The following is a 15,114-nucleotide window of genomic DNA, read 5'->3' as shown; positions in this document are numbered from 1 at the left end:
ATGCTTCGCTGCGCTCTGCATGACCGTCGGCTGGTCGCGGGCAAACCAATCTGTTCAACCCAATGTCCCTCAAAACAACCCTCTCCTCCCTCGTCTGCGCCGCGCTCCTGCTCGCGCTGCCCGCCGCTGCCCAGAAGCTGCCCAAGAAGAAAGCCGTGCTCAAAAGCATGACGCGCGCCAACGACTACTTCATGCGGACCTGGCCCGACCCGGGCAAGGAAATTGTGACCAACATTGCCCGGCCCAGCCACATCTGGACGCGCGGCGTGTACTACGAAGGCCTGATGGCCCTCTACCAGACCGATAAGCAAAAGCGCTACTACGACTACGCCGTGGACTGGGGCACCAAGCACCAGTGGGGCATCCGCAAGGGCATTACGGACCGCAATGCCGATGACCACTGCGCCGGCCAGACGTACATCGACCTCTACCAAATCGACCCCAAGCCCGAGCGCCTGCACGACATCAAGGCCAGCATCGACCTGATGGTGCAGAGCCCGAAAATCGACGACTGGAACTGGATTGACGCTTTGCAAATGGCCATGCCCGTCTACGCTAAGCTGGGCGCGATGACCAAGGACACGGCCTACTACGAGAAGATGTACCGCATCTACAACTACTCGAAAACCCAGCACGGCGGCCACGGCCTCTACAACCCCGAGGACAAACTGTGGTGGCGCGACAAAGACTTCGTGCCGCCCTACAAAGAGCCCAACGGCGAAGACTGCTACTGGAGCCGCGGCAACGGCTGGGTGGTGGCCGCCATGGTGCGCGTGCTCGATATCATGCCCAAAGATGCCCCGCACCGCGCCGAATACGAACAGATGTACCTGAACATGATGCAGGCCCTGCCACCCATCCAACGCGCTGACGGCTACTGGAATGTGAGCCTGCACGACCCCACGCATTTCGGCGGCAAGGAGCTGTCGGGCACCGCGCTGTTTGTGTACGGCATGGCCTGGGGCCTGAACCACGGCTTGCTCGACAAGCAGAAATACGAGCCCATCATTGCCAAAGCCTGGCAGGCCATGGCCACCGAATGCGTGACGCCCAACGGCTCGCTGGCTTACGTGCAGGGCACCGGCAAGGAGCCCAAGGACGGCCAGCCCGTCAGCTACACTTCGCGCCCCGACTTTGAGGATTACGGCCTGGGCTGCTTCCTGTTGGCGGGCAGCGAGATGTATAAGTTGAAATAACCCTGCTAGCGCCCCGCCGCCGGAATCCCTTCCCCGCCAGAACGACCAACATGAAACGACTTCTTGCCCCTCTATTTCTAGCCACGTTGGGCCTCACCGCCCACGCGCAGTCCCCCAAGTGGCCCGCCATCACCCAGCAAACCAAGCCCTGGACGCGCTGGTGGTGGGAAGGCAGCGCCGTGAACAAAGCCGACCTCACCACCGTGCTCACCGAGTACCAGAAAGCCAACCTCGGCGGGCTGGAAATCACCACGATTTATGGCGTGAAGGGCGCGGAAAGTCAGTTTATCGACTTCCTCTCGCCGAAGTGGATGGACATGCTCTCGCACACCCTCACCGAGGCCGGGCGGCTGGGGCTGGGCATTGACATGGCGCAGGCGTCGGGCTGGCCCTTCGGCGGGCCGTGGGTGGCCCCGGTGGATGCCTCGAAGTATGTAACCTACAAAACCTATGAGGTGAAGGGCGGCGCGAGTCTGAGCGGGCCAGTCAGCTTCATGCAGAAGCCCATTGCTACGGCTATTGGTCACAAGGTCGACATCAAGCAACTGGCTGACCCGGTGGCCAAAAACAAGAACATGCAAACCCTGGCTCTGGAGCAGGTACGCTTCGAGAAGCCGCTGCCGCTGCAGGCGCTGATGGCGTATTCGGACAAGGGCGAAACGCTGGATTTGACCAGCAAAGTTGGCCCCGATGGCAAGCTGAGCTGGACGGCCCCGGCCGGCTCCTCATGGACGCTCTACGCGCTGTTCCAGGGTGGGCACGGCAAGCAGGTGGAGCGCGCTGGCCCCGGCGGCGAGGGCGACGTGATTGACCACTTCTCCAAAACTGCTACCGACCATTATTTAGCGTATTTCGACAAGGCTTTCGCGGGCCACAACGTGAAGCCCATCCGGGCGTTTTTCAACGATTCGTATGAGGTAGACGATGCCCAGGGCGAAGCCAACTGGACGCCCCAGATGTTTGCCGAATTCCAGAAGCGGCGCGGCTACGACCTGCGCCAGCACCTGCCCGCGCTGTTCAACAAGGCCAGCGAGGACGAAAACCAGCGCGTGCTAACGGATTATCGCCAGACAATTTCGGAGCTGCTGCTCGAAAACTACACCCAAACCTGGGGCGCCTGGGCCAAAACCCACGACGCGTTGATTCGCAACCAGGCCCACGGTTCCCCGGCCAATATTCTGGACTTGTATGCCGCTACGGACATCCCCGAGACGGAAGGCGAGGATTTGACGCGTATCAAATTCGCGTCTTCGGCCGCGCACGTTACGGGCAAGCCGCTGACGTCGGCCGAGACGGCGACCTGGGAGAATGACCATTTTCTGAGCAAGCTGAGCGACGTGAAGAAGGCCATCGACCGGATGCTGCTGGGCGGGGTAAACCACGTTTTTTACCACGGCACGGCTTATTCGCCGCCCTCGGCCAAGTGGCCCGGCTGGCTGTTCTACGCGGCGGTGGAGTTCAACCCGCAGAACCCGTTCTGGACGGATTTCGGCAAGCTGAACCAGTACACGGCCCGCGCGCAGTCGTTCCTGCAAGCCGGCCAACCCAGCAACGACGTGCTGCTCTACCTGCCCATTTCCGATGCCTACACCCGGCCCGGCAAGGTGCTGCTTCAGCATTTTGATGGCATCGAGCACGGCTTCAAAGGGCTACCCATTGAGGCCACCAGCGAGCTACTGCTGAGCAAAGGCTACGGCTATGATTTCATCTCCGACAAGCAGGTGCAGGCCGTGAAAAACACCGGCAACACCCTCATCACCAGCGGCGGGGCCGTTTACCAAACCCTGCTGGTGCCCGATGCCCACCTCATGCCGCTGCCCACACTGGAAAGCCTGCTGAAGCTGGCCCAGAACGGCGGCACCATCCTGTTGCAAAACCAGCTGCCCGCCGATGTGCCCGGCCTCGGCAACCTCGAAAACCGCCGCAGCAACTTCCGGAAGCTGCTGGCCCAGCTTAAATTCAAGGCCACAGCCCAGGCCGGCGTGCAGCAGGCCAGCCTCGGCAAGGGCCGGGTGCTGCTGGGTAATGACGTGCCGCAGCTGCTGGCGCAAGCCAGTGTGCGCCGCGAAACCCTGGCCGACCAGGGGCTGCAATTCACTCGCCGCAGCCATGCCCAGGGCCATTATTACTTCCTGGCCAACTGGGCCGAGAAGCCCTTCACTGGCTGGATAAACCTGCAAACGCCCGCCAAAGCCGCCGCCCTCTACAACCCCATGACCGAGCAAACCGGCATGGCCAAAATCCGCGCCACGGCCCAGGGTCAGGCTGAAATCTACGTGCAGCTCAACCCCGGCGAAACCTGCATCCTCGACACCAACGAAGGCGAGCGCACCGGCCCTGCCTACCCCTACCTCACCGTGGCCGCCGCGCCCCAGCCCCTCACCGGCCCCTGGGACCTGAATTTCATCTCGGGCGGCCCGGAATTGCCCGCCAGACTTCAGACCAAAGAGCTGGCCTCCTGGACCACGCTAGCCGGCGACGCGGGCCGCAAATTCTCGGGCACCGCCACCTACAGCACCACCTTCGCCCTGCCGCAAGGCGACGGCGACGGCTTCCTGCTCGACCTCGGCCGGGTGGCCCAGAGTGCCCGCGTGCAGGTGAACGGCCAGCCCGCCACCACGCTCCTGGGCCCGGTGTATCAGGTTTACGTGCCGAAATACCAACTCAAAGCCAGCAACACCCTCACCGTGACCGTGAGCAACCTGATGGCCAACCGCATCGAGGACCTGGACCGCAACCACGTCGACTGGAAGATTTTCTACAACACCAACATGCCCGCCAAGCTCAAGGAAAACCGCGGCGAAGACGGCCTGTTCACCACCAATAAGTGGACGCCGCTGGAGTCCGGCTTGCTTGGCCCCGTCACCCTCACGCCGGCCAGCACGGGCGCGCCCGCTCAATAATTTCAGTTATGGAAGAAGTAGCTTTCACAATGCAGCTGCGGCCCGGCGTGGCCGCCGAATACCAGCGCCGCCACGACGAAATCTGGCCCGAGCTTTCGGCCTTATTGACCGAGGCCGGCATCCGGGATTATTCGATTTACCTCGATGCCGCCAGCGGCCGGCTGTTTGCGGTGCAAAAGCGCCTGCCTGGCCACACCACGGCTGGTTTGCCAGCCACCGAAATCATGCAGCGCTGGTGGGCTTACATGGGCGACTTAATGGAAACCAACCCGGACAATTCGCCCGTGGTGCAGCCGCTGACGCGGGTTTTTCACATGGATTAGCATTCTTTTTTTCGCTAGCAGGAGGGTGCGGGAAGGTTCGCAGCTCTCTAATTCCCAGCTTTGTGGAGTGAGTGCAAACAACCTGACGGGCCCGTAGCCTGCCGGAGAAACGATGGGTGGGAGTCCTCTTTCCTCTATTCGCCGCTACGGGTCACGTCAGCGTTGTGGCGCCAATAGCCGCGTGGCTGGCGCAGCAAGTTTAAGTATTAATGGACCCCAAAGTTGAAGAAGCGGCCCCCATTGGGAGCCGCTTCTTTTTTTGCTTGAAAACAGGGGGCGAAAGGCTCAATATAGCAGCACCACCAAGCTACGGGCGCCGTGCGCGCCAATCACCAGCGACTGCTCAATATCGGCCGTTTTGGATGGGCCAGCCACGAATTTGCCGTAGCCGCCGGTATTCGGGAGCTGCGCATAGGCCTGGTGCATAGTGGCCACAATGCGCCGCTGGTCGAGCACCAGCGCCAGGTGCTGGGTGATGGTGGGCAGCGCCCGGTTCATCATATTTGCCTCCGGCAACCAGACCGCGCCGTTCTCGGCCACACCGATTTCGCCCGGCAACACCGCCAGGTCGATGGCGGCCAGAATGCCGGTGGGCGTTTGCGCATTGATGGGCACGGAAGCCGCAAACAAGGGCGAGGCCGTAGCACGGGCCTCAGGAAAAAGCTGCTGCAGCGTAGGCACCAGCTCAGCCAGCCCACTCATGCGCACCACCGTACCACCGATACCGGCCAGCACCGTGGTAAACCGTTCAATTGTGGCCTCGCCGCCGAAATCGGGCACGGTGGGCAGTGGCAGTTCGGCTGGCTTGTTGGCCTTGGTAGCGGCCAGAATGCGGTCGCGGGATGCGGTGCTCATGCGGGTACTTTGGGTTGCGGGGGCTGAGCGGCGGGTTGCGGCTGCTTGGCATACCACTCGCGGAAGCTCTGTTTGGGCGCTTCGGGCAGCTCGCGGGCCACGGCCCAGGCGTTGAAGCCTTTGGCGTGGGTGAGGCCGTGCGGCAGCAGGCGTAGCGCCTTGCGCGCAAACTGCCCGCCCAGCCCGTACACGCGGGTGCTGGCCAGCACGCGCCCCATAAATTTCATGCTCCACTTCTTCGAGGCCGGGATTTCGTTGGCCTCGCCCAGCACCTGGCGCCACTTATAGAGCTGGGTGTGAATGTCAATTTTCACCGGACACACGTCAGTACACGAGCCGCAGAGCGTGCTGGCAAACGGCAGCGAGGCGTGCTTTTTCATGTCGATGTTCGGCGACAGAATGGCCCCAATCGGCCCGGGCACGGTGAAATCGTAGCTGTGGCCGCCGCTGCGCCGGTACACCGGGCAGGTATTCATGCAGGCCCCACAACGAATGCACTTGAGCGAAGCCCGGAAATCGGGCCGGCCCAGCTGCTGCGTGCGCCCATTATCCACGATAACAATGTGCATCTCCTTGCCCGGCACCGGCTTGGTGAAGTGCGAGGTGTAGGTCGTAACGGGTTGGCCGGTGGCGCTCCGGGCCAGCAGCCGCGTAAACACGCCCAAGTCCGTCAGACGCGGAATAATCTTCTCGATACCCATGCAGGCAATGTGCACGGCGGCCAGGTTCACGCCCAAGTCGGCGTTGCCCTCATTGGTGCACACCACCACGCCACCCGTTTCGGCAATGGCGAAATTGACGCCCGAAATAGCTACCTGCCCGGCAATAAACTTGCCCCGTAAGTGCTGGCGGGCGGCCTCGGTGAGGCGCTGCGGGTCACTTTCGCCCTTCTCCGTGCCTAGGTGCATGTGGAAGGTGTCGCCCACATCCTCCTTTTTCAGGTGGATGGCGGGCAGCACAATATGGCTCGGCGGCTCATCCCGAAACTGAATAATCCGCTCACCCAAATCCGTGTCCACCACCTCAATGCCGTGCTTAATCAAATACGGGTTCAGGTGACACTCCTCCGTCAGCATCGATTTACTCTTGACAATGCGCGTGGCGCCCTGTTGCTGAATAATATCCAGAATAATGGCGTTGTGCTCGGCCGCATCGGCGGCCCAGTGCACGTGCACGCCGTTGGCCTGCGCGGCAGCCTCAAACTCCTGCAAATACAGGTCGAGCCGGCTCAGCGTATGGTCTTTGATGCCGGAGGCCAGCGCGCGCAGCTCCTGAAATTCGGGCACACCGTATGCGGCGCGGTCGCGCTTCTCGCGTACAAACCACAGGGTTTCGTCGTGCCAGGTGGTGCGGTCGGCATCTAGCAAAAACTTGTCGGCGCGGGTGGCGTGGTTCATGCGGTTAGTCCGTTAAGAATTTCGGCCGCGTGCATCACTTTGATGGGCAGCTGGGCGCGGCGCACGATGCCTTCGAGGTGCATCAGGCACGACATGTCGCTGCCCGTCAGTACCTCTGTCCCGTTGCGGACGTGGTCGGCCACGCGGTCCTGGCCCATACGGGCTGAGATGCCGGCTTCGCTCACGCAGAAGGTTCCGCCGAAGCCGCAGCACTCATCGTTGCGGTTGAGCTGGGTCAGCTCGATGCCATCGAGCGAGGCCATGAGACGGCTAAGCTGGCCGTCGCGCACGGGCGTCATCTCCGATTCGTTGGCCTGGTGCAGGCCGCGCTGGCCATGGCAGCTCAGGTGCAGGCCCACTTTATGCGGGAAGGCGCCCGGCAGGCTTTCCACCTTCAGCACCGTGCTGATGAAGTCAATCAGGTCATACGCCGCGCCGCGAACGTGCTGCACGTCGGCCGTTTGGTCCAGCTTATCGAAGTGCTTGCGCACGTGGTACACGCAGCTGCCCGATGGAGCCACCACGTAGTCATAGTCGCTGAATGTTTCGACAAAATGCCGGTAGATGGGCAGGGCGTCGCGCTCGCAGCCGCTGTTGGCCAGGGGCTGGCCGCAGCAGGTTTGCTGGGCCGGGAAGTGCGCCTGCACGCCCAGTTTCTCCAGCAATTGCAGCGTCGCAATGCCTACTTGCGGGTAGAACTGGTCGATATAGCACGGGACGAATAGGGCAACTTTCATTATTGTTTTCTAGGGGTAGAGACGCATAATTGCGTCTCGTCGTTGAACGGCCAGCGCAATACCTGAACAACATCAGCAATGACGAGACGCAATTATGCGTCTCTACCTCGCCTGACTACTTGTTCACGGGCGCGACGTCGTTCCGCACAGCCGCCAGCGGCATATCATCCTCATCCGTAAACAGCGGCTGGGTTTTCTTCAGTGCCTCCCCCTGTTCCAGGTGCACCAGCGCACCCAACGCCGTGGCCTGCGGTACCTCCAGCGTGCGGATTTCTGCCTTCGGGAAGTTCCAGCTCAGCGTTTGCATGAAGAGCGGGTTGCGAGCAAAGCCGCCATCGACGAAGATGGTTTTTTCGCCCTGCCACACGAGGTGGATTGACTCCAAAAGGATGCTAATCAGCCCGTGCATGAGGTGCTGGTAGGCATCCGAAGCCGTGCGAAAGCCGCTCAAATCCCACTCCTCGGCCGGCTGGTCGGGGAAAGGGCCGGTGCCAGCCATGCACGCCGGCCGGAAACCGGTGGAAGCCTCGTCATACGGGCGAGCCAGCACGATGGAACGGTAAAAATCGGGCTTGACGTGGAAATGCGCGGCAATGCGCTCCACCTGGTAGTCGTGCTCGCGGCCCAGGAATACACGCGCGGCGCGGGTGGCTTCGCCGCGCGGCGTCATGAAGCTGAGGCAGTCGCGGCGCAGCAGCTCGGGGGTGAGGGAATTGCTGTTGAACGGGTTGATGGTGACCGACCAGGTGCCGGTGGACACCAGCACGAACGGCTCGTCATTCTCTGCCAGATAAGGCATCACGGCTGAGGTGCTATCGTGCAGGCCCACCCCTACCAAAATGCCATCGACCACGGAGGCGATGGAGTCGCGGGTGAGGGGCGCCAGTTTCTCATCGATGCCCTCGCGGCGCACCCACTCGTGGTAGTCGCCGCGCTTGTAGTCCCACAGCGCCGTGTGGCAGCCGATGGACGTGAAGTCGCTGAATTTCTCGCCCGAAATCAAATACGACAGATAATTCGGCAGATGCAGCGAGGTCTGAATCTGCGCGTACTGCTCCGGCTTGGCGTATTTCAGCCAGTAAAGCTGCAGACCCGAGTTCAGCAGGCCCAAGCGCGGCGAGCAGGTGTCGGCCGCGAACTCCTCGGGTGACTGGCCCAACTCGGCGTAGAACTTGGCCTCGATGTCGGCCGGCATGGGCTTTAGGTAGTTGTAGAGCGGCAGCAGGGGCTGGCCATCGGCGCCGAGGTGCACCCAGCTGGCCCCGTAGGCCGTGAAATTCACGCCCTTCACGGTGTAGTGCGGGTGGTTGCGGAGCTGCTTCCAATGCGTCTGAACCCATTCGGTGAGGCGCGGCAGATGGTCGCAGGGGTAGCCATCATCATCCAGCACGTCGGTGCAGATGTGCAGCTCCTCGTCAATAATCTGCTGGTTCTCATCGAAAAGAATCAACTTTTTATTGGTTTTGCCAATGTCAAAAACGGCGTAGACGGACTTTTTCATCGTCTGTATCATAGCCCGGTGGATACGCTGTGCTTGCCGCGCTGCTGAATGAGTTTCTCGCGCACGCCCTCGGCGCGGAAGGCCGCGAGGGGCCGGATAGCGCCGCCGCTGCGCAGGTAGGCTTCCGATACCAGCGGGCGCACGTCGGTGAGGAAGGCATCGCGCAGGATTTCTTCGGCGCGTACCACGTCGTTGGCGTCCTGGGCTTCGGCGAGGGCTTCGCGGTCGACCAACAGGGCTTTGGCGTAGGCGGAGAGGATATTTTCGACCGATTGCAGGAGGTCTTCCAGCGGGTCTTTCACGTTGTGGCTGGCATCAATCATGTAGGCCACCGCTTCGGCGGGGACCGATTTGTCGAGGGAGGCGTCCACCAGCTCGTTGAAAATCAAGAACAGCTGGAAGGGCTTGATGCTGCCGGTGGTCAGGTCGTCGTCGCCGTACATCGAGCCGTTGAAGTGGAAGCCACCGAGGCGCCCAAACTGGCGCAGGCGGCCCACAATCTGCTCGATGTTGGTGTTGGGCAGGTGATGGCCCAAATCGACCAGTACCTGCGCCTGCTGGCCCAGCGCCTGGCACAGCGCCAGCGAGGTGCCCCAGTCCGGAATCACCATCGAGTAGAAATTGGGCTCGTAGGGCTTGTACTCCACCAGCATGGCCCAGTCCGAGGGCATGGCTTCGTAAATAGCCGCCAGCGACTCCTGCGTGCGCGAAAAAGCGCGGCGCAGGTGCGACTGGCCGGGGAAATTGGAGCCGTCGGCCAGCCAGATGGTCAGGGTTTTAGCGTCGAGCTGGCGGCCGTAGCGCACGCAGTCGATGTTGTGCTGAATGGCCTGCTCGCGTACGGCTTTATCGGTGTGGCTGAGTGAGCCGAACTTGTAGGAATGCGGCTGGTCTTTCTGGTCCTGGAAGGTGTTGGAGTTCACCGAATCAATCACCAATCCCTTCTCCTTCAGCAGCTGCTGGAGGCCGGGAATGTCCTGCGGAATATCCCAGGGAATGTGCAGCGAAATGGAATTCGACGAGCGGTTGAGAGCTTGTAGAATGCCTACGTCGCCAATTTTATCTTCCAGCGTGGCGGGCTCGCCGCCGGCCGCGAAACGGCCGAAACGCGTGCCGCCCGTACCCAGCGCCCAGCTCGGAATAGCGACCTGGAAATCAATCAGCTTTTGCACTATCGCCGCCACATCGGCGTGGCGCAGGCGCGGCGATTCGGCCGTGTACTGAAACTGGGTTTGGTGCTCGGCCAGCAACGGCTGGTTGAGTTCGGCGAGGCGTTGGTCGGAGAACATAGTTGACAAGAGAATAATGTCCGGTGTTGGTTGGGTAGAACAAATTACCCGTTTCCATCGGCCGGAACTGTTCTGGGCTCTCCTGTTTTGCGCGCGAAACCTAATGGCGCAGCATGTAGCGTGGACTCTGCGAGTCCGCGCATTGTCAGAACGTTCGCCCATGCGCGGACTCGCAAAGTCCACGCTACAGTTACAACGACCCCCTACGAATCGTATAAAACGGGTTTTTCACCTTTACGCGCTGCTTTTCCAGCAGCAGCGTGGCGGCCGTGCGGCCCATCGCCTCGAAGTCGGTGGTAATCACCGTCATATTCAGCAGCTCTTTCAGGGGCGTTTCGTTGAAGGAAATGATGCCCACTTCACGACCCAGCAGGTAGCTGGTCTGGCGGATTTTCTTTACCAGCTCCACCAAGTCGGTTTCGCGGATGACCACATAGGCGGTGCCGGCTTGCACCACTTCATTCATGGCATTTTCAACCACCGAAAACTCCTTGTTGCGCATCAGGCAGAAGGACCGAAAACCCCACGGCAATTCCTCGGGGTGGTTGGCATCGGAGGGGAGCACGAGGACCAGGCGGGAATATTTTTCCAATAGGTCTTCGGCTTTTTCGAGGGCGGTAAAAATGTCCTTGTCGAAGTCCTGGAATACGCGCAGGCAATCGTGGGTCAGCTCCGGGATGTCCTTATCCAGCAACACCAGCTCCTGGCTGGGAATGGTGTTGAGAATGGCCCGCGAAATGGCCTTGTCGGTGTCCAGGGTGAAGTGCGGCATTACCACGTAGTAGTTGTATTTGCCGAGATTCTTCTCAATGATTTCCTGGAACAGATTCACGTTGTAGTGGTGAATCTGGAGGTCGACGGTGGCACGGTCGCCGAGGGTTTCGAGGAAGGCGTAGTAGATGATTTTCTTGTAGGAGCTCAGCTTATTGAACACCAGCAGGATTTTCAGCTTCGAGTTGTCGCTGGTTTCCACGTAGTAGCCCTTGCCCTGCACCGAGGTGATGAAGCCGCGCTCGCGCAGCTCGCGGTAGGCTTTTTCCACGGTATCGCGCGCCAGGTAATGCTCCACGCTCAGCTCGCTGATGCTGGGCAGGTGGTCGCCGTTTTTCAGCACACCGCGCTCAATATCCATGATGACCGACTGCACAATCTGCTTGTACTTCGGCGTTTTATCGAGGGGCTTTAGTTGGAGTTGATACATGCCGGGTGGTGGGCAAGTCAGATGATTTCGGCCGCGCTACCATGGGTAAACCCAGTTGGCGGCGGCAGAATTCAGCAAGGTGGAATAAGGGACAAAAAAGGCGTTATTCAGAGGTCGTGCCCCAAATGTAGCCTTTTAGGCAATGCCAGCCGCACACGCGTTAGCCAATACTATCGCAGCAAAAAACCTGGCGCCCCAATTCTAAAATCGGGACGCCAGGTCAGCGGGCTTAATGTTACAGAATGCTAGCGCACAAAGGCCATGGCCACACCACCGTCCACGTTCAGCACGTTGCCAGTGGATTTGCTCAGCGAGCCATCCACGAACACGCGCACGGCTTTGGCAATGTCTTCTGAGAGCAATTCTTCGCCCAGCAGCGTGCGCTTGGCGTAGTGGGCGGGCAGCTCTTCTACCGAGATGCCGTAAGCCTTAGCGCGGCCGGCGGCCCAGTCGCCCTCCCAGATTTTCGAGCCGCGCAGCACGGCGTCGGGATTCACGGTATTCACGCGGATTTTATCGGCCCCGAGCTCGGTGGCCAGCAGGCGGCTCATATGCAGCTGGGCCGCTTTGGCGGTACCGTAGGCTACGTTATTGGGGCCAGCCACGAGGCCGTTTTTGCTGGCAATGTTCACGATATCGCCGCCCAGCCCCTGCTGGCGCATGATGGTGACGGCGGCCTGGCTCACCAAGAACTGGCCTTTCACGAGCACATCGTTCAGAATGTCCCAGTCGGCTTGCGTGGTGTCGGCCAAAGGCTTGGAAATCGACAAGCCAGCGCAGTTCACGATAATGTCGACGCCGCCGAATTGCAGTACGCCAGCTTTCAGCGACTCGGCGATGCTTTCGGCACTGGTTACTTCGATGGGCGCGGTGATGGCGCTGTCCTTGCCGAATTGCTTGCGCAGGTCGGCCTGGGTTTCTTCGAGGCGGTCGCGGTCCACGGCCACCACACAGGCGCCGAATTTCAGCAGCTCCTCGCAGATGGCTTTGCCGATGCCGCCGGTGCCGCCGGTCACATAGGCCACCTTGCCCGAGAGGGCTTTGGGCGGAGCCATGCGCTGGAGCTTGGCTTCTTCGAGCAGCCAGTATTCGATGTTGAAGGCTTCCTGCTCGGGCAAGCCCTGGTAGGTGCTCACGGCCTCAGCCCCACGCATCACATTGATGGCGTTGGTGTAGAACTCAGCGGCTACGCGGGCGGTCTGCTTGTCTTTCGAGAAGGAGAACAAGCCCACACCGGGCCACAGAATAATAACCGGATTCGCATCGCGCATGGCGGGCGAGTTGGGGTGCTTGCTGCGCTCGTAGTACGCAGCGTAATCGGCGCGGTAGGCTTCAAACTGGGCTTCCAGATACGTTTTCACGCTGGCGGCGTCGCCCTGCATCACGTCGGCATCGAGCACGAGCGGGCGGATTTTGGTGCGCAGGAAGTGGTCGGGGCAGCTGGTGCCTTTGGCAGCGAGGCGGGCCAGGTCGTGCGAGTTCACGAACTCCAGCACGCGGGCATCATCCGTATAGTGGCCCAGCATGCGGCGCTGGCTGCTGGCCAGGCCGCGCAGCACGGGCATCACGGCGGCGGCGGCGGTGCGGCGGCCGGCAGCGTCGAGGGTTTGCTCACGCTTCACGCCACCGAAAACGGGGGCTTTCTTGCCATAGTTGGCTTCGAGGTAAGTCGCGGCTTGCTCAATGACTTCAAGCGTGTTCATGTACGACTCGTAGCTCGTGTCGCCCCAGGTGAAGAGGCCGTGGCCGCCGAGGATAACGCCGCGCAGGCCGGGGTTGTCGGCCACGATTTTTTCGAGCTGCAAACCGAGGTCGAAACCGGGTTTCTGCCAGGGCAGCCAGCCCATGGTATCGCCCCAGATTTCGTGCATGATTTGCTCGCCGTCCTTGCTGGCCGCAATGGCAATCAGAGCATCGGGGTGCAGGTGGTCGATGTGCTTGAAGGGCAGCAGGCCGTGCAGCGGGGTATCAATGGAAGGCGTGGCGCACTTGGGGTCGAAGAGGCAGTACTCGAACAGGCCCACCATCTCGTCTTCAAATTCGAGGCCACGGTAGCGGTTTTTCAGCTGGTGCAGCTTCTCAACGTACAGGTTGGCGCAGCCCGAGCGGGTGAGCGTGCCAATGTCGCCGCCCGAACCTTTCACCCACATCACTTCGGCGGCTTCGCCGGTGACGGGGTTGGTTTCCTGAATTTTGCAGCTGGTGTTGCCCCCGGCGTAGTTGGTCAGGCGCAGGTCGGCGCCGAGCAGGTTGGAGCGGTAGAGGAAAAGGGCTACTTCGTCGCCGGCCAGCTCGGCGGCTTTGGCTTCGTCCCAGAGGTAGCTGACGTGCTGGAAAGTGAGGGTTTTTTCCATGAGATAGGTTGCAGATGCGTTAACCAGAATTCGAGATAGGTTTGCGATGGTACAAAGGTGCCGGAGGGGCTAACGGCCAACATCCTGCACTCTCCTGCTTAGCAGTAAAAAAATTGTTACCCGCCCGGCCACGCCCCAAAAGGCACAAAATCCAGCGTTATTTCGCGTTCAGGAGAGCACAGGAGGGTTTGTCCTCACTTACCCGGCAGCTTTGCCGGAAACCTTACCATACCATACGTAGCAATGGCTGTAATCTGGGGAGTTATTCTTCATGCGCTGGGCGGCTTTGCCTCCGGCAGTTTTTACCTGCCTTACAAGAAGGTGAACGGCTGGTCCTGGGAAAGCTACTGGCTGGTGGGCGGCATTGTGAGCTGGCTGGTGGCGCCGTGGGTGCTGGGCTACCTCACCGTGCCGCATCTGTTTGAGGTGCTGCACCAGGCCGATAACTCGACCATTGCCTGGGCCTATTTCTGGGGCATTTTGTGGGGCACGGGCGGGCTCACGTTCGGGCTGGCCATGCGGTACCTGGGCTTATCGCTGGGCATGGCCGTCACGCTGGGGCTGTGCGCGGTATTCGGCACGCTGGTTCCGCCTATTTACGAGGGCAAGATGGGCGCGCTACTGGCTACGGACTCGGGCCGCTACATCATCCTGGGGTTAGGCGTGTGCGTGCTGGGCATTCTGATTTGCGGCCGGGCGGGCCTGCTGAAGGAGAAAACGCTGACCCAGGAGCAAAAGCAGGAATCCATTGCCGAATTCGACCTAAAAAAAGGGCTGATGGTGGCCGTGTTTTCGGGCATTATGAGTGCCTGCTTCTCGTTTGGGCTCACGGCCGGGCAGCCCATTGCCAAGCTGGCTGAGGCCAACGGCACCAACCCGCTGTTCGTGAACAACGCCATTCTGGTCATCATCCTGGCCGGCGGCCTCACCACCAACGCCATCTGGTGCCTCTACCTCAACCTCAAAAACAAGACCTACACCGACTACCTGAACCCCTCCTACCCCGCGCTGCGCAACATCATTTTCTGCGCGCTGGCGGGCACTACGTGGTACTTCCAGTTCTTCTTTTATGGCATGGGCGACAGCCAGATGGGCGCGTACCGCTTCTCGGGCTGGACGCTGCACATGGCCTTTATCATTGCCTTTAGCAGCATGTGGGGCCTCGTGCTGCACGAGTGGCGCGGGGCCAACCGCAGCACCATGCGGACGGTGACGCTGGGTATCATCGCCGTGGTGCTGTCCACGGTGGTGGTGGGCTACGGCAACTACCTGGGCTCGCCCGAGCATCAGGCCCCGGCGCAGGACACGGCCGCCATCAGCGCCGGAAAATAGCCGCTGCCTCTCTCTTCCAACTGGAG

The 15,114-nt window shown here is 60.9% G+C and carries 11 protein-coding genes; 4 read left to right on the top strand and 7 right to left on the bottom strand.

Features of this window, described 5'->3' with window-relative positions; genetic code table 11:
* Positions 1-62: 62 nt before the first annotated feature.
* From ACYVM5_RS15190 to rhaM, 3 genes are read left to right on the top strand one after another with little or no spacing between them, the layout of a single operon-like run.
* Positions 63-1,196: a glycoside hydrolase family 88/105 protein gene (locus tag ACYVM5_RS15190; protein WP_460618962.1), complete on the top strand. Its 1,134-nt coding sequence runs from the start codon at positions 63-65 to the stop codon at positions 1,194-1,196.
* 50 nt (positions 1,197-1,246) lie between these two features.
* Positions 1,247-4,099, top strand: coding sequence for a glycosyl hydrolase (locus ACYVM5_RS15185; RefSeq protein WP_460618961.1), 2,853 nt, complete (start codon positions 1,247-1,249; stop codon positions 4,097-4,099).
* An 8-nt stretch (positions 4,100-4,107) separates the two neighbouring features.
* Positions 4,108-4,422 carry an L-rhamnose mutarotase gene (rhaM, locus tag ACYVM5_RS15180; protein WP_460618960.1) on the top strand — a complete coding sequence of 105 codons (315 nt, stop codon included), beginning with the start codon at positions 4,108-4,110 and terminating at the stop codon, positions 4,420-4,422.
* 285 nt (positions 4,423-4,707) lie between these two features.
* On the opposite strand, the gene ACYVM5_RS15175 is transcribed toward rhaM, so the two are convergent.
* The 7 genes from ACYVM5_RS15175 to ACYVM5_RS15145 form a co-directional block, all read right to left on the bottom strand.
* Entirely contained in the window at positions 4,708-5,277 is a 570-nt protein-coding gene (locus ACYVM5_RS15175; RefSeq protein WP_460618959.1) for a LutC/YkgG family protein, read from the bottom strand.
* Complete coding sequence (locus tag ACYVM5_RS15170) at positions 5,274-6,674, bottom strand: lactate utilization protein B (protein ID WP_460618958.1); 1,401 nt, start codon at positions 6,672-6,674, stop codon at positions 5,274-5,276. The genes ACYVM5_RS15175 and ACYVM5_RS15170 overlap by 4 nt, the downstream gene beginning before the upstream one ends.
* Entirely contained in the window at positions 6,671-7,411 is a 741-nt protein-coding gene (locus tag ACYVM5_RS15165; protein WP_460618957.1) for a (Fe-S)-binding protein, read from the bottom strand. Before ACYVM5_RS15165 ends, ACYVM5_RS15170 begins: the two co-directional genes overlap by 4 nt.
* Before the next feature lie 115 nt (positions 7,412-7,526).
* Entirely contained in the window at positions 7,527-8,912 is a 1,386-nt protein-coding gene (locus ACYVM5_RS15160; protein ID WP_460618956.1) for an FGGY-family carbohydrate kinase, read from the bottom strand.
* Positions 8,913-8,920: 8 nt separating this feature from the next.
* Positions 8,921-10,201 carry a TIM barrel protein gene (locus ACYVM5_RS15155; RefSeq protein ID WP_460618955.1) on the bottom strand — a complete coding sequence of 427 codons (1,281 nt, stop codon included), beginning with the start codon at positions 10,199-10,201 and terminating at the stop codon, positions 8,921-8,923.
* Between the two features lie 190 nt (positions 10,202-10,391).
* Positions 10,392-11,402, bottom strand: a complete 1,011-nt coding sequence (locus tag ACYVM5_RS15150; RefSeq protein ID WP_342298339.1) for a GntR family transcriptional regulator — start codon at positions 11,400-11,402, stop codon at positions 10,392-10,394.
* Between the two features lie 245 nt (positions 11,403-11,647).
* Positions 11,648-13,756 (bottom strand): bifunctional aldolase/short-chain dehydrogenase, encoded by a 2,109-nt coding sequence (locus ACYVM5_RS15145; protein ID WP_460618953.1) that lies wholly within the window; start codon positions 13,754-13,756, stop codon positions 11,648-11,650.
* 243 nt (positions 13,757-13,999) lie between these two features.
* Between ACYVM5_RS15145 and rhaT the strand changes: the two genes are divergently transcribed.
* Entirely contained in the window at positions 14,000-15,088 is a 1,089-nt protein-coding gene (rhaT, locus tag ACYVM5_RS15140) for an L-rhamnose/proton symporter RhaT (RefSeq protein ID WP_460618952.1), read from the top strand.
* The last annotated feature ends 26 nt before the right edge of the window (positions 15,089-15,114 follow it).

This window comes from Hymenobacter ruber, assembly GCF_054783255.1.
This window is presented reverse-complemented; position numbering and strand designations above follow the sequence as displayed.